The sequence below is a fragment of the Pantoea sp. X-Soil-YNGN-785 genome, assembly GCF_059730585.1.
In genome coordinates, this window is the sequence record NZ_AP035942.1 from 2077184 (window position 1) to 2097131 (window position 19948).

At 55.6% G+C, this 19948-nt stretch carries 18 protein-coding genes; 12 read left to right on the forward strand and 6 right to left on the reverse strand.

Annotated elements, in window-relative coordinates:
• The first annotated feature begins 400 nt into the window (after window positions 1-400).
• Window positions 401-1354: a DUF1471 family protein YdgH gene (gene ydgH / locus AC6I8E_RS09670; RefSeq protein WP_095707151.1), complete on the forward strand. Its 954-nt coding sequence runs from the start codon at window positions 401-403 to the stop codon at window positions 1352-1354.
• A 205-nt stretch (window positions 1355-1559) separates the two neighbouring features.
• Window positions 1560-2951, forward strand: coding sequence for a basic amino acid/polyamine antiporter (locus AC6I8E_RS09675; protein ID WP_201251814.1), 1392 nt, complete (start codon window positions 1560-1562; stop codon window positions 2949-2951).
• A gap of 19 nt (window positions 2952-2970) precedes the next feature.
• Here the strand turns inward: AC6I8E_RS09675 and AC6I8E_RS09680 are convergent, their stop codons facing one another.
• The gene (locus AC6I8E_RS09680; RefSeq protein WP_033783187.1) at window positions 2971-3384 is read right to left on the reverse strand and encodes a hypothetical protein; all 414 of its coding nucleotides are present in this window, start codon (window positions 3382-3384) and stop codon (window positions 2971-2973) included.
• A gap of 178 nt (window positions 3385-3562) precedes the next feature.
• On the opposite strand from AC6I8E_RS09680, the gene rstA reads away from it, so the two are divergent.
• The 6 genes from rstA to AC6I8E_RS09710 all read left to right on the forward strand — a co-directional run bounded on the left by rstA (window position 3563) and on the right by AC6I8E_RS09710 (window position 8880).
• Entirely contained in the window at window positions 3563-4288 is a 726-nt protein-coding gene (gene rstA / locus AC6I8E_RS09685; protein ID WP_013357953.1) for a two-component system response regulator RstA, read from the forward strand.
• Window positions 4285-5586 (forward strand): two-component system sensor histidine kinase RstB, encoded by a 1302-nt coding sequence (gene rstB, locus AC6I8E_RS09690; RefSeq protein ID WP_107319770.1) that lies wholly within the window; start codon window positions 4285-4287, stop codon window positions 5584-5586. Before rstA ends, rstB begins: the two co-directional genes overlap by 4 nt.
• A 19-nt stretch (window positions 5587-5605) precedes the next feature.
• Window positions 5606-7093 (forward strand): carboxypeptidase M32, encoded by a 1488-nt coding sequence (locus AC6I8E_RS09695; protein ID WP_095707149.1) that lies wholly within the window; start codon window positions 5606-5608, stop codon window positions 7091-7093.
• 159 nt (window positions 7094-7252) lie between these two features.
• Complete coding sequence (asr, locus tag AC6I8E_RS09700) at window positions 7253-7777, forward strand: acid resistance repetitive basic protein Asr (protein ID WP_013357956.1); 525 nt, start codon at window positions 7253-7255, stop codon at window positions 7775-7777.
• A gap of 81 nt (window positions 7778-7858) precedes the next feature.
• Window positions 7859-7957, forward strand: coding sequence for a small membrane protein YdgU (gene ydgU, locus AC6I8E_RS09705; RefSeq protein ID WP_008925242.1), 99 nt, complete (start codon window positions 7859-7861; stop codon window positions 7955-7957).
• A 113-nt stretch (window positions 7958-8070) separates the two neighbouring features.
• The gene (locus AC6I8E_RS09710) at window positions 8071-8880 is read left to right on the forward strand and encodes a trypsin-like serine peptidase (RefSeq protein WP_147789186.1); all 810 of its coding nucleotides are present in this window, start codon (window positions 8071-8073) and stop codon (window positions 8878-8880) included.
• Window positions 8881-8932: 52 nt separating this feature from the next.
• Here the strand turns inward: AC6I8E_RS09710 and hrpA are convergent, their stop codons facing one another.
• A complete protein-coding gene (gene hrpA / locus AC6I8E_RS09715; protein WP_497823927.1) occupies window positions 8933-12835 on the reverse strand; it encodes an ATP-dependent RNA helicase HrpA in 3903 nt (1300 codons plus the stop codon).
• 256 nt (window positions 12836-13091) lie between these two features.
• Between hrpA and AC6I8E_RS09720 the strand changes: the two genes are divergently transcribed.
• Window positions 13092-13691 carry an FMN-dependent NADH-azoreductase gene (locus tag AC6I8E_RS09720; RefSeq protein ID WP_497823928.1) on the forward strand — a complete coding sequence of 200 codons (600 nt, stop codon included), beginning with the start codon at window positions 13092-13094 and terminating at the stop codon, window positions 13689-13691.
• A gap of 62 nt (window positions 13692-13753) precedes the next feature.
• Here AC6I8E_RS09720 and AC6I8E_RS09725 read toward each other — a convergent pair whose 3' ends face one another.
• Genes AC6I8E_RS09725 through AC6I8E_RS09735 form a run of 3 tightly spaced genes read right to left on the reverse strand, consistent with a single transcriptional unit; the run spans window position 13754 to window position 16916 of the window.
• On the reverse strand, window positions 13754-14092 hold the full coding sequence (locus tag AC6I8E_RS09725; RefSeq protein ID WP_013357960.1) for a YdbL family probable chaperone protein: 339 nt from the start codon (window positions 14090-14092) through the stop codon (window positions 13754-13756).
• A gap of 11 nt (window positions 14093-14103) precedes the next feature.
• Window positions 14104-14292 (reverse strand): YnbE family lipoprotein, encoded by a 189-nt coding sequence (locus tag AC6I8E_RS09730; protein ID WP_013357961.1) that lies wholly within the window; start codon window positions 14290-14292, stop codon window positions 14104-14106.
• Window positions 14289-16916: a YdbH family protein gene (locus AC6I8E_RS09735; RefSeq protein WP_497823929.1), complete on the reverse strand. Its 2628-nt coding sequence runs from the start codon at window positions 16914-16916 to the stop codon at window positions 14289-14291. The genes AC6I8E_RS09730 and AC6I8E_RS09735 overlap by 4 nt, the downstream gene beginning before the upstream one ends.
• Before the next feature lie 145 nt (window positions 16917-17061).
• On the opposite strand from AC6I8E_RS09735, the gene AC6I8E_RS09740 reads away from it, so the two are divergent.
• Window positions 17062-18054 (forward strand): 2-hydroxyacid dehydrogenase, encoded by a 993-nt coding sequence (locus tag AC6I8E_RS09740; RefSeq protein WP_147789181.1) that lies wholly within the window; start codon window positions 17062-17064, stop codon window positions 18052-18054.
• A gap of 46 nt (window positions 18055-18100) precedes the next feature.
• Here the strand turns inward: AC6I8E_RS09740 and AC6I8E_RS09745 are convergent, their stop codons facing one another.
• Entirely contained in the window at window positions 18101-18376 is a 276-nt protein-coding gene (locus AC6I8E_RS09745; protein WP_003853763.1) for a putative hemolysin, read from the reverse strand.
• Window positions 18377-18560: 184 nt separating this feature from the next.
• Here AC6I8E_RS09745 and AC6I8E_RS09750 point away from each other — a divergent pair, with 184 nt between their 5' ends.
• Window positions 18561-19217: an MgtC/SapB family protein gene (locus AC6I8E_RS09750; protein WP_013357964.1), complete on the forward strand. Its 657-nt coding sequence runs from the start codon at window positions 18561-18563 to the stop codon at window positions 19215-19217.
• Between the two features lie 219 nt (window positions 19218-19436).
• Window positions 19437-19703: a hypothetical protein gene (locus AC6I8E_RS09755; RefSeq protein ID WP_201251820.1), complete on the forward strand. Its 267-nt coding sequence runs from the start codon at window positions 19437-19439 to the stop codon at window positions 19701-19703.
• The last annotated feature ends 245 nt before the right edge of the window (window positions 19704-19948 follow it).

The following is a 19948-nucleotide window of genomic DNA, read 5'->3' on the forward strand; positions in this document are numbered from 1 at the left end:
CCAGAGCGGTTACGCTGGATAGTGACATTCACATGATTATTCAGGCTTCTGCTAAATAAGCTGCGTTATCCCACTGCGAAACAGTCCTGCAGGCAGATAATCTGCCAGTAAAAACTGTGCCCGGCCGAATTAATCATCAATAAAAACCTTTATTTAACAATGCATTAACTGTTTAAGCGCTAACAGTTACCGTTTTTAGTGGTAACCCGTGCGAAAACACGCCATAACGGCGTTTGATGACAAACAAATGAAAAAATCATGGTTGAATAACGCGATCTGACACAAAAAATCGCTGCGACAGTCTGTTTATAACATGCAATAATCAGCGGCTAATCTGTTATACATCAAGAGTCCAGCACGTTTTCGTACTCATTTTTGCGTAAGGCGAAGGATTATTTTTATGAAGCTGAAGAACACTATTCTGGCGTCCACTCTGTTGTCTCTGCTGGCAGCCAATGCATTCGCTGCGCAGGAGTTAACGCCAGAAAAAGCGGCCGCGCTGAAGCCATTCGAACGTATTAATATCACCGGCCGTTTCAACGCAATTGGCGACGCAGCCGATGCGGTCTCTAAGCGTGCAGATCAGATGGGCGCTGCCTCTTATTACATCCAGGCGATCAACGACAGCAACGGCAACAGCGGTAACTGGCGCGTCACGGCTGACCTCTATAAAGCCGATGCACCGGCAGCCACGCAGTCCACGACTTATCGTCGTTTCAACGGCGTCAACGAACTGCCTAAAGCAGAAGCGTATAAGCTTGAACCGTTCGATACCGTTTCGGTCAGCGGCTTCTTTGCCAGCCAGCCAGATGTGAACGACGCGATTTCAAAAGCGGCTAAGCAGAAAGGCGCGGCCTCCTTCTTTATCGTTCGCCAGATCGATGCCAACAGTGGCGGCAATCAGTATGTCACCGCCTATGTCTATAAAGCGGATGCTAAAGAACGCAAAGTACAGACACCGAATGCGATTCCTGCCGATTCAGAAGCAGGTAAAGCCGCGCTGGCAACCGGTGGTGCTGCAGCCGCTAACGTTGAGATTCCAGGCGTAGCCTCGTCTGAAACACCAAGCAATAAAGTGGGCCGTTTCTTCGAAACCCAAAGCTCAACCGGTAAGCGCTATACGGTGAATCTGCCAAACGGTAAATCCGTGCAGGAAGTGAACGCAATCACTGCCGCGCAGATGCAGCCGTTCGATACCGTTACCTTCACCGGACACTTCGGTACACCCACTGAGATTTCAGAAGAAGTGGCGAAGCGTGCAGCCGATAAAGGTGCGAAGTTCTACCACGTCACCCGCCAGTGGCAGAACCAGAGTGGCGGTAACCTGACCGTTACGGCTGACCTGTTTAAGTAGTCCCTTCAGGGCGGTACCCGCCGCCCTGCTGTTTGCATAATTACTGCGCTGTTTTGCATAGTCACGCATTGCCATCCCCTGCCACTCTCCGTAAAATCCTCCGCCTGTTTTACCGGATATTGTCTCTGTATTTTGCCGCTGCGCTGCGATAACTCAGTGATGAAATCCGGTTTACCCAGCCATATATGCTAGCGGGAAGGTTGTTTTGGAGAAAAAATTAGGTCTCGGTGCGCTGACGGCGCTGGTGCTCAGCTCAATGCTGGGTGCAGGCGTGTTCAGTCTGCCGCAAAACATGGCCGCAGTGGCTGGCCCGGCGGCGCTGTTGCTGGGGTGGCTGATTACCGGTGTCGGCATTATCTTTCTGTCGCTGGCGATGCTACTGCTGACCCGCCTTAAGCCCGAGCTGGACGGCGGCATCTTTACCTACGCCCGCGCCGGGTTCGGCGAACTGATGGGGTTCTGTTCCGCCTGGGGCTACTGGCTATGCGCGGTGATCGCCAACGTCTCCTATCTGGTGATTGTCTTCTCTGCCCTGAGCTTCTTCACCGATACGCCTGACCGGATTATCTTTGGTGATGGCAACACCTGGCAGGCGATGCTGGGTGCATCTGTGCTGCTGTGGCTGGTTCACTGGCTGGTGCTGCGCGGCGTGCAGACCGCGGCCAGCATCAATCTGATGGCGACGCTGGGCAAACTGGTGCCGCTGCTGCTGTTTATTGTACTGGCGGTGATGGCGTTCAACTATGATCGTTTCCGCTTCGATTTTTCCGGCGTCACGCTGGGAAAACCGCTCTGGGAGCAGGTTAAGCAGACCATGCTGATCACCCTATGGGTCTTTATCGGGGTCGAAGGTGCGGTGGTCGTCTCTGCCCGTGCTCGCCAGAAAAAGGATGTGGGCCGTGCAACCTTATTTGCCGTGCTGGCTGCGCTGCTGGTCTATCTGCTGGTCACGCTGCTGTCGCTGGGCGTGGTGCCGCGTGCTGAACTGGCTGAGATGCGTAATCCTTCAATGGCCGGATTAATGACCCGACTGATGGGTAACTGGGGCGATGCGGTGATTGCGGTGGGTCTGATTGTCTCCGTGTGCGGGGCCTATCTGAGCTGGACGATTATGGCCGCGGAAGTGCCGCTGATTGCCGCGCAACAGGGCGCCTTTCCCCGCAGTATCGCCCGGCAGAACCGCCATAACGCGCCAGCCGCCTCGCTGTGGCTGACCAACGGCAGTATTCAGCTCTGCCTGATCCTGATTGCCCTGACCGGTGCTGACTACAACAACCTGCTGACCATCGCCTCGGAGATGATTCTGGTACCCTATCTGCTGGTGGGGTTATATCTGATCAAAGTGGTGCACGGACAGCATAAGCCGCTGGCGATGGCGATCGGTGTGGGTGCCAGCGTGTATGGCATCTGGCTGTTGTACGCCTCGGGACCCATGCACCTGATGATGTCAGTGGTGCTCTACACGCCAGGCCTGCTGCTGTTCCTGTTTGCACGACGCGGCGGCCGCGCCGATATTGCGCTGACCTCGCTGGAGCGGATTGCGATGGGACTGCTGATTGCCGCGACATTGCCCGCCGTATGGGAGCTGACGACGTAAAGCCTGCCCGAAAGGGTTTTCAGTGTGACTGCACTGGAATGGATACGCACAGCAGGTCATCCTGCTGTGTGAGATTCAGCGGCTTCGCATATTCGTAGTGGATGGCGTCCAGCTGCTCCGCCGAAAGTGGATAAGGGAGCTGGATATCAAAGCGACTAATCTGCTGCTGTTCTGCGAGAGTAATCAGGCGCGCGATGTTAATTTCGTCGCTGACCTGAGTAGAAATGATTTGTAATGCTAATTCTTTTAACGGGTCGTCACTGCCCTGTAAACGGTTTGCCGATTTACGTGTCACCATGCCAAATATCGGCATCACACCATAAATAGCATCGACGAAGCTCCAGCGCTTTTTGCAGGAAGCGGAAAGAAAGTCACTGTAATTGAAGCAGATGCGGTCGGGGTATATGGCTGATGCCAGCTCTTTATCAGACACACTAACGCTCCTCATGGTAATCATCAATATCCCAAACCTGGCGCAAAAAGGCCGCGCTAATGATTGCACATTTTGCCGGATATATACCAGCAAGCCCTGGATATTTCGTGCGATAGCGTAGAGCTCAGGACCAGGAAAAGATATGCTTTCATCCATCCCTGACTCTGCCCTGTGAACTATGAACAAAATTGTTTATGTAGAAGATGAACCCGAAGTGGGTTCACTGATTGCGGCCTATCTTGGCCGTCACGATATTGAAGTCATTGTTGAGACACGTGGCGACCGTGCTGAAGCGGTTATTGCCGAACAGCAACCCGACCTGGTGATGCTGGATATCATGTTGCCGGGCAAAGATGGCATGACCATCTGTCGCGACCTGCGGGCCAACTGGCAGGGACCGATCGTGTTGCTTACCTCACTGGACAGCGACATGAACCATATTCTGGCTCTGGAGATGGGTGCGCAGGATTACATCCTGAAAACCACACCACCCGCTGTGCTGCTGGCCCGCCTGCGCCTGCATCTGCGCCAGTCCCAGCATGGGCAGCCGGAAGATGCGCCTGCTGCGCCTGCCGCGAATCGTATGCTGCGTTTTGGCTCGCTGACCATTGATGCCCTGAACCGTCAGGTGACGCTGTTTGACGAGCAGATCGCCCTCTCCACTGCGGATTTCGATCTGCTGTGGGTTCTCGCCAGCCATGCGGGTCAGACGCTTAACCGGGATGCACTGCTGAAAACATTGCGCGGCGTCAGTTATGACGGCCTGGACCGCAGCATCGACGTGGCCATCTCCCGCCTGCGTAAAAAGCTCCACGACAGCGCTACCGAGCCGTTCCGCATTAAAACCATCCGCAATAAAGGCTATCTGTTCGCCCCCCAGGCCTGGGATACCCGCGAATTATGAGAAAGCTCTTTATTCAGTTCTATCTGCTGCTGTTTGTCTGCTTTCTGGTCATGGCGCTGCTGGTGGGTCTGGTCTATAAGTTCACCGCTGAGCGCGCGGGCCGGCAGTCAATGAATGACCTGATGGCCAGCTCGCTCTACCTGATCCGCAGCGAACTGCGTGAGATCCCGCCGCGTGACTGGAACAAAACCATCAAGAGTCTCGATCTCGGCCTGTCGTTTGACCTGCACATTGAGCCGATGAGCAAATATCAGCTTGATGAAAGCAATATGCGCCGGTTGCACGCCGGAGAGATTGTCGCACTCGACGATCAATACACCTTTCTGCAGCATATTCCGCGCAGCCACTATGTCTTATCGGTGGGGCCGATTCCCTATCTCTTTTATCTGCACCAGATGCGACTGCTGGATATTGCTCTGCTGGTGTTTATTGGCATGTCGCTGGCGCTGCCGGTATTTATCTGGCTGCGTCCGCACTGGCAGGAGATGCAGCGCCTGGAAAAAGCGGCACAGCGCTTTGGCCGGGGCGAGCTGGATGTGCGCACCCATTTCGACAGCACCTCCAGCCTGTTCCGGCTGGGCATCGCCTTTAATCAGATGGCCGAGAACATCAACACGCTGGTCGCCAGTAAGAAGCAGCTGATTGACGGTATTGCCCATGAGCTGCGAACGCCGCTGGTGCGGCTTCGCTACCGGCTGGAGATGAGCGATAACCTGACGGATGGTGAACGGGTGGCGCTGAACCGCGACATCGGCCAGCTTGAAAGCCTGATTGAGGAGCTGCTGACCTATGCACGTCTTGATCGGCCGCGCGTCGATCTGAATCTGAAATCGCTGGATCTGGCCAGTTGGCTGAGTGAGCGGCTGGACGATTTCCGCACCATTAATCCGGACATACGACTTGACCTTGACCTGCCGCAGCGTGAAAACATCGGTGTTTCTGACACCCGACTCATGGAGCGGGTGCTGGATAACCTGGTGAACAACGCGCTGCGCTATGCGCAGCAGCGGCTGCGCGTCAGTTTATGGTTCGACGGTCCGGTCGGGTGTCTGCAGGTGGAAGATGACGGTCCGGGCATTCCGCCCGACGAACGTGAACGGGTTTTCGAACCCTTTGTCCGGCTTGATCCCAGCCGCGATCGCGCCACAGGCGGCTGCGGACTGGGCCTGGCCATTGTTCACTCCATTGCCCAGGCGCTGAGCGGCAACGTAACCATTGAGTCCAGCCCGCTGGGCGGTGCCAGCGTTCGCTTTTGCTGGCCGGTTGATCTAACCTTGCGGGAAATTCCGCTGCGTTAAAATCCACAAGGAGTCTTACGTGACCTCAGCGTATCAACAACTGACCAAAACCTTCCAGCGCCTTTCCCGTTTCAGTCACGTCACGGCTATCGCTGGCTGTGACATGCAAACCACCATGCCGCCAGGCGGTAGTCAGGCGCGTGGTGAAGCACTGGCCGAAATGAGCGTGTTGCAGCACCAGATCCTGACCGCCCCGCAGGTCGGTGAGTGGCTAAAGGCTGCTGAGCAGCAGTCCCTGAACGATGTCGAGCGGGCCAATCTCAACGAGATGCAGCGCGCCTATCAGCAGGCCACCCTGCTTCCTGATGATTTTGTGGAAGCCAAATCGATCGCCGGTTCAGTATGTGAACATGCGTGGCGCACTCAGCGTCCCGCTAACGACTGGCAGGGCTTTGCCGCCAACCTCAAAGAAGTCGTACGGCTGAGCCGCGAAGAGGCACAGCGTCGCGCTGACGCCAGTGGCTGTTCGCGTTACGATGCGCTGCTGGATCTCTATGAGCCGGGTATGACACGCGCCCGACTGGATGAAACCTTTGGCGAGCTGAAAACCTGGCTGCCCGCTTTGCTGCAGCAGGTTGTGGAAAAACAGGCACAGCAGCCATTTATCACGCCGCAGGGGCCGTTCGCCGTTCCAGCGCAGCGTCAGCTCGGTCTGAGCATTATGGAGACGCTGGGTTTCGACTTTAACCATGGCCGCCTCGACATCAGTGCGCATCCCTTCTGTGGCGGCGTCCCGGAAGATGTACGCATCACCACCCGTTACAACGAGAATGAGTTTCTCAGCGCCATGATGGGCGTGATTCACGAAACCGGTCATGCCCGCTATGAGCAGAATCTGCCGCAGCAGTGGCGCGGTCAGCCGGTGGCGCTGGCGCGCTCCACGGCTATTCATGAATCACAAAGCCTGTTTATGGAGATGCAGCTGGGTCGCAGCCGCGAATTCCTGCAGCGCATTCTGCCGCAGGTGATCGCGACCTTTGGCGATCAGCCCGCCCTGCAGGCGGATAATTTCGTGCGCCTGACTCAGCAGGTGAAACCAGGCCTGATCCGGGTTGACGCCGATGAGCTGAGCTACCCGGCGCATGTCATTCTGCGCTATGAAATCGAGCAGGCGCTGATTGAAGGCGAGATTGAGGTTGAGGACATCCCGGCGTTATGGGATGAGAAGATGATGCAGTCGCTGGGGCTGGATACACGCGGTAATTACCGCGATGGCTGTATGCAGGATATCCACTGGACCGACGGCGCATTTGGTTACTTCCCGACCTATACGCTTGGCGCGATGTATGCCGCACAGCTGTTCCGGTCGGTACAGAACGCCATTCCTCAGCTCAGTGAGCTGATTCAGCACGGTGAACTGCAGCCGGTATTTGACTGGCTGCAACAGAACATCTGGCAGCACGGCAGCCGTTTCTCCACCGACCAGCTGCTGATCAATGCCACCGGCGAAGCCCTGAATCCGGCTTTCTTCCGCCAGCATCTTGAACAACGCTACCTGAATAGCTAAGCTTCCGGGCGGTCTGCTGATCGCCCTTTCCCACCTTTGTACAATCGGTTACACGCCGATACCAAACACCCACGGACACCGTTCATTGATTTCCCTATAGTCTCTTCACCGGCCCCGCAGTGGGCTACACATGAAAAAATAGTCTCCGAGGGATTTGCAATGAAAAAATTATTTGCACTGGTTGTCGCCGCTGCTATGGGTATGTCTTCTGTTGCTTTCGCTGCTGACACCACAGCTGCTCCAGCTGCTGCGCCAGCCGCAACAACTACTACTACCGCTGCAGCACCGGCTAAAACCGTTCACAAAACTGCGCACAAGAAACACCATAAAGCAGCTCAGAAAGCCCAGGCTGCTAAGAAACACCACAAAAAAGCAGTGAAAAAAGATGCCGCGCAGAAAGCGCAGGCTGCTAAAAAAGTGCACCACAAGAAAGCGGTAAAACCTGCTGCACAGAAAGCGCAGGCCGCTAAAAAAGTTCACCACAAAAAAGCAACTAAACCAGCCGCTCAGAAAGCCCAGGCTGCTAAAAAAGTTCACCACAAAAAAGTAACTCAGCCAGCGGCTCAGAAAGCCCAGGCTGCTAAGAAAGTTCATCACAAAAAAGTGGTAAAACCTGCTCAGAAAGCTCAGGCCGCTAAAAAAGTTCACCACAAAAAAGTTGTGAAACCAGCAGCTAAAAACTAAGGTCGCCTTCAGCGCACGGCCACGAGATGATAATTAAAAACACCCGGTTCTGCCGGGTGTTTCTTTACTGGAGTGGATGAAATGACGAGAGTGGATGAAATAGTGCGTCGCTATCGCTTCGAAATTATTCTGCTTGTTATGATCCTGTGTGGCATTGTTGCAGCCAGCTTTTTTATTTAGCCGCTGTAGCGTACTGATTAACCAATAAAACTCCCTTTTTCAACGCTCACCGACTATAGTTACCGTACTTACGTAATAACAATAACGTTAATTTTCTCGCCATTGAGATTTCTATGCGCCTGGCTACCCTGTTAATGGTTGGACTCTTCAGCTTTGCCACCACGGTTCACGCCGATGATGACGATGACTCGCCTACTCCTGCTGAAATTAAGATGCTGTTCTTCGGCAAGGATCATCGCCAGGCAATCACCGATATTACCGCTGCCCCCTGGGATGCCATTGGTCAGCTGGAAACCGAAAGCGGCAACCTCTGTACTGCCACGCTCATCTCTCCGCATCTGGCGCTGACGGCCGGACACTGTCTGCTCTCCCCGCCGGGTAATTTCGATAAGCCGGTTGCGCTGCGATTTATGGCCAGTGATAAAGGCTGGCGCTACGAACTTCATGATATTGATGCGCGGGTTGAACCCTCGCTGGCGTCAAAATTAAAAGCGGATGGTGAAGGCTGGATCGTGCCGAGCAGTGCTGCGCCCTATGATTATGGCATCGTGATTTTACGCAATCCGCCCTCCGCGATTACGCCGATTCCATTGTTCGATGGCTCACGCAACGATCTTACTGCGGCACTGAAGCTGACCGGACGCAAAGTGACGCAGGCAGGCTATCCGGCCGATCATCTGGATACGCTCTACTCTCACAGTGATTGCCTGATTACCGGCTGGGCGCAGCGCGCCGTACTATCGCATCAGTGTGACACCCTGCCGGGTGACAGTGGATCACCGCTGCTGCTCAAAAGTGATAAAGGCTGGCAGTTAATCGCGGTACAAAGCTCTGCGCCGGCAGCCAAAGATCGCTATCTGGCTGATAACCGTGCGATTTCGGTCACCTCATTTAAAGATAAGCTGGAATCTCTCGCGCAGTAATCTTTCTTACCCTTCATAGGATGCGCGCCTGTTACGGCGCGCATCCTGGCTTTTACCCTGCTATCTGCTCCATTGTCTGCAGAATTCGCTTCTCTGAGATGGGATACGGCGTACCCAGTTGCTGAGCAAAGTAGCTGATACGCAGCTCCTCAATCATCCAGCGAATGTTCTTCACCTCTTCATCATCCTGACGCTGCGGCGGCAATTTGTTGCGCCACGCCTGATACGCCTGTTCCACTGCCTGCACTTTTAACATGCGCGCGCGATCGCTGTGTGGATCGGCAGGCAGTTTTTCCAGCCGCCGCTCAATGCCATGCAGGTAACGCAGCGTATCCGCCAGTCGCTGCCAGCCGTTGCCGGTGACAAAGCCGCGATAAACCAGACCACTTAGTTGCGCCTTGATGTCGGACAACGCCAGCGCCATCGTCATATCGACCCGGCCTTTGAGACGCTTATTGATGTTGAAGACGGCCGTCAGGATCTGCTCAACCTGCTTCGCAATGGTCACGACGGTCTCATTGAGTTCGCCGCTAACTTTGTCACGCAACTGCTCAAACGAGGTTTGATCCCAGGCCGGACCGCCCGCTTCACCCATCAGTTTGTCGATGCCACAGGCGATGCAGTCATCAATCAGCTCCAGCACTTTGCCATAAGGGTTGAAGTAAAGTCCGAGCTTGGCTTTGTTCGGCAACTTCTCGTGCAGATATTTAACCGGTGACGGCACATTCAGTAGCAGCAGACGACGCTGACCGCGCCACATCATTTTCTGCTGCTCCTGCTCGCTGTCAAACAGGCGAATGGCGACGCTCTCTTTCTCATCGACCAGCGCAGGCCAGGCTTTGACCTGATAGCTACCGCGCTTCTGTTCGTAGCTGCGCGGCAGTTCACCAAAGCTCCAGATATGCAGACCGCTCTGCTCCAGCCCGTCATCTGCCACTTTTGACAGCGTCTCCTGCACCTTGCCTTTCAGCTGTGCCTTGAGCGCGGTGAGATCTTTACCTTCCAGCAGTTTACGGTTGTGTTCATCTACCACCCGGAAGGTCATTTTCAGATGATCGGGCACCTGTTCCCACTGCCAGTTTTCCCGCTCCAGCGTGACGCCGGTCATGCGGCGAAACTCACGGGACAGCGCATCGGGAAGCGGCATCTCCATTGCGTTGACGCGTCCCAGGAACGCCTCGGCGTAGTTGGGTGCCGGCACCAGGTTGCGGCGCAGCGGCTTGGGCAGTGACTTAATCAGCGCGATGATCAGCTCACGGCGTACCCCGGGGATCTGCCATTCAAAACCGCTATCTTCAATCTGATTCAGCAGCGGCAGCGGAATATGTACCGTCACGCCATCCGCATCGGCACCCGGCTCGAACTGGTAACTCAGCTTCAGTTTAAGGTTGCCCTGATGCCAGAAGTTAGGGTAATCAAGCTGGCTGACCTTATCCGCGCCCTCTTTGATCAGCATCTGTTTGTCAAAGTTCAGCAGCTCCGCGTTTTCACGGCTGGCCTTTTTCCACCAGCTGTCGAAATGCTTCGCTGAGACAACCTCTTTGCCAATGCGCTGGTCATAAAAAGCAAACAGCGTTTCGTCATCCACCAGAATATCGCGACGGCGGGATTTGTGTTCCAGATCTTCGACTTCACTGCGCAGCTTCTGGTTAGCACGGAAGAAGGCGTGACGCGTCTGCCAGTCGCCCTCCACCAGCGCGTGACGGATAAACAGCTCACGGCTCAGAGTGGGATCAATGCTGCCATAGTTCACCTTGCGGGCGGCCACAATCGGCAGGCCATAGAGCGTAACCTTCTCGGCAGCCATTACCGCGCCCTGCGATTTCTCCCAGTGCGGTTCACTGTAGCTGCGCTTGATCAGGTGCTGCGCCAGCGGCTCAATCCACTCTGGCTCAATCCGACCCGCCGTGCGGCCCCAAAGGCGGCTGGTTTCAACCAGTTCTGCCACCATGGCCCACTTCGGCGGCTTCTTAAACAGCCCGGAACCCGGGAAAATCGAGAAGCGGGTATTGCGTGCGCCGGTGTACTCCTGCTTGTCGGTGTCCTTCTGGCCGATGTGCGACAGCAGACCGCTAAGCAGCGCGCAGTGAACGGGCTGCAGCTCAGCCGGTTCGCTGTTAACCGGAATGCCCAGTTCTCGCACCACCTGCCGCAGCTGGGTATAAATATCCTGCCATTCCCGTACGCGCAGATAGTTCAGGAAGTCGCTTTTGCACTGGCGGCGGAAAAGGTTGCCCGACAGGGCTTTCTGCTGCTCCGCCAGGTAGTTCCAGAGGTTCACATAGGCGAGGAAGTCGGAGTCTTTGTCGGCAAAGCGCCGGTGCTTCTCATCGGACGCCTGCTTTTTCTCTGCCGGGCGCTCGCGCGGGTCCTGAATCGACAGACCGGCGGTGATGATCATCACTTCACGCACGCAGCCAAATTTCTGCGCTTCCAGCACCATTCGTGCCAGACGCGGATCGACCGGCAACTGTGCCAGCTGACGACCGGAGCCGGTGAGTTTGTAGTGTCCGCTCTCCTCATTCAGGGTCAGCGCACCCAGCTCTTCCAGCAGGCGGACGCCATCCTGAATGTTGCGCTTATCGGGTGCTTCCACAAACGGGAAAGCAGCGATATCGCCGAGTCCCAGCGAGGTCATCTGCAGGATCACCGACGCCAGGTTGGTACGCAGGATTTCCGGATCGGTAAAGGCCGGACGGCTCAGGAAGTCATCTTCCGAGTAGAGACGAATACAGATACCGTCTGAAACACGGCCGCAACGCCCTTTTCGCTGGTTGGCGGAGGCCTGCGATATCGGCTCAATCGGCAGGCGCTGCACCTTGGTGCGGAAGCTGTAGCGACTGATACGTGCCGTGCCTGGATCGATAACATATTTGATCCCAGGCACCGTCAGTGAAGTTTCCGCCACGTTGGTCGCCAGCACGATGCGACGGCCACTGTGCGACTGAAATACCCGGTTCTGTTCGGCGTTCGACAGTCGCGCATAGAGCGGCAGCACTTCGGTGTGCGGCAGGTCGCGTTTGTTCAGCGCATCGGCGGTGTCGCGGATTTCGCGCTCACCGCTCATGAAAATCAGAATATCGCCGCGACTCTCGCGTCCCAGCTCATCCACCGCATCAAATATCGCCTGCAGCTGATCGCGATCGCCATCATCCGCTTCTTCAACCACCGGCCGGTAGCGCACTTCGACCGGGTAAGTCCGGCCGGAAACTTCAATCACCGGCGCGTTGTTGAAGTGCCGCGAGAAGCGCTGCGGATCGATGGTCGCCGAGGTAATAATCACTTTCAGATCGGGGCGGCGCGGCAGCAGCTCACGCAGATAACCGAGCAGGAAATCGATATTCAGGCTGCGCTCGTGCGCCTCATCAATGATGATGGTGTCATATTGCATCAGCAGGCGATCCTGCTGGATCTCCGCCAGCAGGATACCGTCGGTCATCAGTTTAATCTGCGTCAGGTCGCTGACCTGGTCGTTAAACCGCACCTTATAGCCGACACAGCCGCCCAGTGAGGTACTGAGCTCATCAGCAATGCGATTCGCCACAGTGCGCGCAGCCAGACGACGCGGCTGCGTATGACCAATTAACCCGGTGATACCGCGTCCCAACGCCAGACAGATTTTCGGCAGCTGCGTGGTTTTACCTGAACCGGTTTCACCCGCAACAATCACCACCTGATTGTCGCGAATCGCCGCCGCAATATCCTGCTGCTTCTGACTGACCGGCAGATTGTCCGGGAAGGTTATGGCTGGCGTTGCCGCGCGGCGCTGGGCCACGCGCTGTTCAGCAGCAATAAATTCCTGCTCCAGCTCGCGGGCAATGCCCTGCTGTGCCTCGGGATTTTTAGCTTTTCTGGCACCCTGCAAGCGGCGCTGCAGACGCTGGCGATCGCGCAGCATGACACCGTCGAGCCGTGGCCAGAGCGCTGCCAGTGGGGAAGTATCGGGAGATGACATAATAGTGACAACCTTACTCAGACGGTGTCGCTGCCTGAAGCAGCGCCCTGCAAGCCGGGATAACCAGCTGATTCAATAAATATAATTGTGCGCATCATAGCACATTCTGAACCGTTCCGGCGGCTCGCCCCGGTTACGCTTATTCAATAAATTCGAACATGGGTCTCGAAATATTGCGCTTTCACCGCGCCATCGATAACCGTAGAGTGTAAACCATTGAGCGGAAAGTCTTCCGCGTAACAGACAGGAAACCACCATGAGCAAAGTTTTAGTTCTGAAATCAAGCATCCTTGCAGGCTACTCACAATCAAGCCAGCTCGCTGACTTCTACATCGAACAGGCAAAGGCACAGGGTAAAGACGTCACTGTACGTGATCTGGCCGCTAGCCCGATTCCGGTTCTGGATGGTGAGTTAGTCGGTGCAATGCGCCCATCCGAAACGCCGCTGTCACCCCGTCAGCAGGAAGCACTGGATCTGTCCGATGAACTGATTGCAGAACTGCAGGCTCATGATGAAGTGGTGATTGCCGCGCCAATGTACAACTTCAACATTCCAACCCAGCTGAAAAACTACTTCGACCTGATTGCGCGTGCTGGCGTGACGTTCCGCTACACCGAAGCAGGCCCGGAAGGTCTGGTTAAAGGCAAAAAGGCTGTGGTGATCTCCAGCCGTGGCGGCATTCACAAAGATACCCCAACTGACCTGCTGACCCCTTACGTTAAGCTGTTCCTGGGCTTCATCGGCATCACTGACGTTGAGTTCGTGTTTGCTGAAGGCATCGCGTACGGCCCGGAAGTGGCCAGCAAAGCGACCGCTGAAGCAAAAGACACAATTAAGCAGATCGTGACCGCATAAGTCTCAGTCATCTCAGGATGACACTGGAAACCGGGCCATGCGCCCGGTTTTTTTTTCGCCTGTCACTGGCCGCTGCCTGCTTCCTTTCTCAGCCACTGACCGTTAATGCCGCGCACATATTCCCCCGCGGCCGCTCGGCCCACCAGCTTCTGTCCGGCAATACTGGCGATATCAGCCGTGGAGAGATTATTCTGCTCTGCCAGTCGCTGATACTCCTGTTTACGTCCGGCGTTGATACGCTGCACCAGCGCCAGCGTTTCACTGTCCTGTGACCGTGCCGCCAGATAACCTGAGAGCGTTTCGCCTGCCAGACCCGCTTGCCGCGCTTCATTGAGCGTCAGTGCCCAGGCAGGCTGCGCCATCGCCAGAGCGAGTAACAGCGCCGCACTTATGCGTTTCATCGTTGCTCTCCTCAGAACAGACCGCTCTGGTTTTTCAGTAACGCTTCCACATCCTTGTCGACTTTGATGTGAATCTCATGCTCGATTCTTACGTTCATATTAATGGTGATGGGATCTTTGGGTGCCGTGACTTCGATGCGCGGCACGCAGCCAATGCTCAGCAGTCCGGCTGCCAGAACCAGTAATGGCCTCAGGCTCATGGTGAATTGTCCTTGTTCGATGGCAAAGTCGCATGTTGCTCTAACCAGGATTGCAAATTATCGCCGAAGCGCAGGCTGCGCCAGAGCTGAAAAAGGTTTTCCTGATGATGATAATTGAGATTGACCGTCTGCCGACGGTTACTGAACTGGCTGACGCCCTGCACCTGTGCTTCCATAGTAAGGTCGCCGAGGTTATCCAGATTGATCGTGGCCCAGCTGCGGGAGACCTCCATATAGCGTAACCAGTCCAGCGCCGCGCCGGTCGCTACGTTGTTGCGGGTAATGGCATCCGCCATATCTTTATCCAGCCGGAAGGTCAGCGGGCCGCTGTTGGCAATCCATCCCTTCTCCACCAGCCAGCGTGGATTATTGAGCCACAGCGGCAGCTCGCCGTTAACCTTGCCCGACATGGCGAACTGTTTCGGCTTCAGTGCCGTCACCAGCTCGCTGAGGCTGATTTGACGCAGCGACACCCGCGCGGGTTCATGCTGCGGCATACGCAGGGAGGGCAGCGAGATTTGTCCGCCCAGCAGATCCAGGCTGACATCCTGCAGCGTCAGCGGCGCCTGTTCAGACCATGGCCAGTTCCCCTGCAGGTCGGCGCGAATATTCTGCATCGCAAACTGGTTCTTCACCTCGGCAATGCGCAGTGAAACCGGGCCATGCTGACCAAACTGCCACTGCTGCTCGTGGAATCTGAACGGCAGCGAGAAGTCGATACCGTTTACCTGGCTGTCCGGCGTCCAGACGCTGCCCTGCTTAACCGTCCAGTGGCCCCCAGCCTGGAAGCCCTGATCGCTGGCGGCGGAAAAAGCGATCTGTGCCTGCAGACTGCCGCCCTGAATCTGCATTTTCATGTCGGGGCTGATCAGCGGCTGAAATACCGTCAGCGACTGAGCTGGCCACCAGGCCTGGCCGCGTAATCGTTCGCCATCCCAGCGACCATTCACCCGCAGCGGGCCAACCTTGCCCGCTTTTAACTCGCCCCGCCAGAGGAAATAGCCAGGATCCCGGCCTTTAGCTTCAAAGTCGAGCACTGAGTCAGCCAGACGGCCGCCATAAGTGAAGCGGGTCGGTCCCGCCTGCAGTCTGAAATGACCATTAAAAGAAGGATGTGCCGCATCACGCTGCCAGTTTACCGGCTCAGTCAGCGTCAGACGCGGTTTTGCTATGTTGACGCTGCCGTAGGCCAGCTGATTAAAGCCGGCAGACAGAGTATCAAGCTGGATCAGTGTGTCATGCCAGCCGCCGGTTCCTTTAACATCCCAGCGAGCCTGCAGCGGCAGCATCTCGCCTCCGCCCCAGTAGCGCCAGTTCCATTCACCCTTATCGGGCCAGAAATCTGTGGCGCGGCCATCGAGATGTAGCCGGAAGCGGCCAAAACTGGCATCGTGTGCGTTGAGAATCGCCTGCAGGCGACCATCTATGCCCTGTGAGGAGAGACGCACACCCGCCAGCGGCCAGCGCGCCTCATCCACTTCCAGCGTTGACAGCAGCCGGCCACGCAGACGCAGCAGCGATTTAGGTTGCAGCACCAGTTGAGGATCGAGCAGCGAACCCCCAAGCACACCCGGAATCGAGCCGTAAAGTTGCAGATCGGCCAGTTTGCTTTCACCGGTCAGCTGAAACGGCAGGTTGCTGTTGGTCAGGCTAAGGTTACCGGGACCGACGCCCAGCACCACGTTGCCCTTGCCGCCGCGTCCCTGCGTCAGTAGGTTAACGCGACCCGTAATCTGGCTGCCTTCAAGGCCCAACTGCCAGTTATCCAGCGTCAGGTTAACAAACCCAGACAAGGGCTGGTCCGCCAGTGGCCAGAAGTATTCGCCCTTTTCAATCCGAATCTGCTCGCGGCTGATCTGCCACGGTAACCGGAGAAGCGGCCTGCTCTCTTCCGCCATTGCTACCCGCAGCTCGCCCTGCTGCTGCTGCCAGTTGAGCGTCAGCTGCAGCGGATGTGGCAGCGCGTCCAGCGCCAGTTGCCCGGCCACCTCACCGTTTACCGGCAGATCTGTAGCAAAAGTGGGTAACGTCAGATGACCACTCAGCGTGATGGGTTCAGGCAGTGCAGGATGGGTGAGCGTCAGGTCACGGATAGCGAGCTGCTGACCGGTCAGCGTGGCCGCCAGCTGCAGATTATCGCCGCGGTAATTGAGTTGCTGGCGATCTTTTTCCAGCGTGAGATCCAGCGCGCCCGCATAAGTCTGCCAGGGCGCGACAATCAGTTTGCCCAGATGAACGTCGGTGCCAGGCAGCATTGCCTGCCATTCGGCCAGCGTTTTAGGCGCAGCCGTACTGTTACTGGCCGGTAGTTTTTGCAGGCAGTCACTATCCAGCGTCAGCGCTTCCGCATTGAGTTTCCAGCGCGACTGATGCCAGCCCAGTGACACCGCCGTTATGGTGGCCAGCGAGCAATCACCGGCGAGATAACGAATCTGAGGCAACCACAGTCCACCGTTCCGCCAGCGCGGCGCGCCTGACAGCGCAATGCGCGTCCCGTCAGGCAGCCAGATGCCGGCCAGCCGTGGCAGCCATTGCGTCACAGTCAACATCAGGCCCAGCAGCAGCAGAATCAGCGCCAGAATAGCCGCCAGCCGTCGCCGGAAAATCCGTGGCATAAAAGCCATAATCCTTTTCCTTACAGTATCCTGACAGGAATGATGGCATGTAATCTGCCAGAGGTGAAGGCCTGCACCAGGCGCAAATCAGCTGTTTCAGCAAAGTCAGTCAGAAAACGTTATCCTTGGTTTATCACTCTGCAGGAGCATAACGATGAAGATCGCGGTTTACAGCACCAAACATTACGATCAGAAATACCTTGAGCAGGTTAATCAGCAGTTCGGTTTTGAACTGGTGTTTTTTGACTTTTTACTCTCTGAAAGCACGGCCAAAACTGCTGTGGGTTGCGATGCCGTCTGCATCTTCGTAAACGATGACGGGAGTCGCCCGGTGCTGGAAGAGCTGGCTGGGCTGGGTGTGAAATACATCGCGCTGCGCTGTGCCGGTTTCAATAATGTCGATCTGGCTGCCGCGAAAGAGCTGGGTCTGGAAGTCGTCCGGGTTCCGGCCTACTCACCGGAAGCGGTGGCTGAACACGCGATCGGCCTGATGATGACCCTGAACCGCCGTATTCATCGTGCATATCAGCGTACCCGTGATGCAAACTTTTCGCTCGATGGCCTGACCGGTTTTAACATGCACAACAAAACTGCGGGCGTTATCGGCACCGGTAAAATCGGGATTGCGACGATGCGCATTCTGAAAGGATTTGGTATGCGGCTGCTGGCATTTGACCCTTACCCCAGCGAGCAGGCACTGGAGCTGGGCGCGGAGTATGTCGATCTGAAAACGCTGTTTGCTGAATCCCACGTCATTACGCTGCACTGCCCGCTGACGCCAGAGAATCATCATCTGCTTAACGCTGACGCGTTTAAACAGATGCGCGATGGCGTGATGATTATCAACACCAGTCGCGGTGGTCTGATTGATTCACAGGCGGCGATTGACGCGCTGAAACAGCAGAAGATCGGCGCGCTCGGCATGGATGTTTACGAGAATGAACGCGACCTGTTCTTTGAAGATAAGTCGAATGATGTGATTCAGGACGATGTATTCCGCCGTCTGTCGGCGTGCCATAACGTGTTGTTCACCGGCCATCAGGCGTTTTTAACCGCCGAAGCGCTGACCGCCATTTCTGAAACGACGCTGAGTAATCTCAGCCAGCTCGACCGTGGTGAGGAGTGTCCGAACCGACTCTCTGCCTGATTATTCTCTGTATAGCTATGCGGGCCGGAGCAATCCGGCCTGTTCATCAGCGCGCGCAATTTCCGCCAATTAACGCCTGCTCATCACAGCGACGGCCATTCACTAACTGACACATTCCCACACGCGATCCATCCAGCTGATGCGAGAAGGCCAGCGTTCCACCCGCATTCGAACAGGTGCTTTCTGCCAGGGAAGACATCACCACCCGTGGCTGGATATGGGCGGCGGTGGCTTGTTGTGGTGGCTCGTTATCATCACTGTTGCTGCTGCAGGCAGAGAGTAATAGCGCGGCACCGGCCAGCAAAAAGGTGGCTGCTTTCATCAGTCGGACTCCGGGAATGGGTGTAATAGGCTGGCTCAGCATATGTCAGGCGGCACAAGGGGTCGAGAGGTGAAACAGCTTTTTACAAAATTCTCCGGCGTCATTTGCAAGCAGAATTATCTTGTTTACCTGCCATCGCTGAACTGTCACCCTTTTGCGGCCCCTTTTATTTCGGAGTAAAGCCATGTTAATGGATATGTTAATTCGCATCGCCCTTGCCGGCATTCTCGGCGGCCTGATTGGTCTGGAGCGGCAGATGCGGGCTAAAGAAGCGGGATTGCGTACTCATATTCTGGTCGGAATCGGCAGTGCCATGTTCATGCTGGTGTCGAAATATGGCTTCGCCGACATGCTCAGCAGCGACCATGTGGCCCTTGATCCCAGCCGTATTGCCGCTCAGGTGGTTAGCGGCATGGGCTTTCTTGGCGCGGGCACTATCATGATTCAGAAGCAGGTGGTGAAAGGCTTAACCACCGCTGCGGGATTATGGGTTACGGCGGCGATTGGTCTGGTAATCGGCAGCGGCATGTATGAGATCGGCATTTATGGCACGGTGCTGGCGCTGGTGGTGCTGGAGGTGTTCCGCCGTCTGAGCCATGTTTTAATCGGCAAACACCATACGCTGCTGGTTTTCCTTAAGCCTAAAAGCGTGCCGCTGGTGCTGCTGGTGATGCAGCGCGAAGGCATTCGCTACGGCAATGTGACGGTCATTAATCGTGATGAAGAGAGCGGTCTGTGCGAACTGAGTGTTCAGGTGACGCTTTCACGCAAATCAAATGATGCGCACCTTTATGACAAGGTTATGGAGATCAAGGGTGTTCAGTCGCTGGAAATGATGTAATCCCGCCGGAAATAGGCCTCAGACCAGATATCTTCCTGCAGGCATCCGGACATCGCAGAAGGCGATTAGTAGCAGCCAGCGCCTTCTGCCCTCCCCCATCCGAATCCCTCTGCCCGCAAACCAAAGAAGCCACAGCCTGACCTGAGACATAGAGCGAGCCGGTAATTAATGGCATAATCCGTTATTGTTTATCCATGTAATAATTTTTCCCGGGGACCAATGCGCCAAAACTCTGACCATTCTCAAGATACCCTGCCTGCTGCCGCGCGAAAAAATTACCAGCCTTCATTAATGGTGCTGATTTTTACGCTGATTGCGGGCGCGGGTGCTGTGACAATCATGATGATCCTGGATCATCGGAACTCGGTTAATAATGCGCTGGAGACCGGACAATGTCTTGCTGGAGAAGGTGCGGAAGATATTCTGGAAGTACTCAGGCATTTTTTACATCATGCTTATCGCTGGATTTTTCAGGCCTGCGGCTGAATTCAGTGCAGCAAAAAATGGAGTAAACCATGCCGGTTGACCAGCAGCAGAACGCCACAATACATAACCGCAACATAGCAAAGTAAGAAGAGTATCAATGTCATAATAAATCTGATGCCGTACTTTTTTATTTTGCGATTTTTATCGGGATGCCTCATAGACATTAAATATTGATTCATTTTTTTTCACATAGATAGCCCGACATTAAACGGCTTCACAGACAGTCTGTATTGACGAAAGGTGCG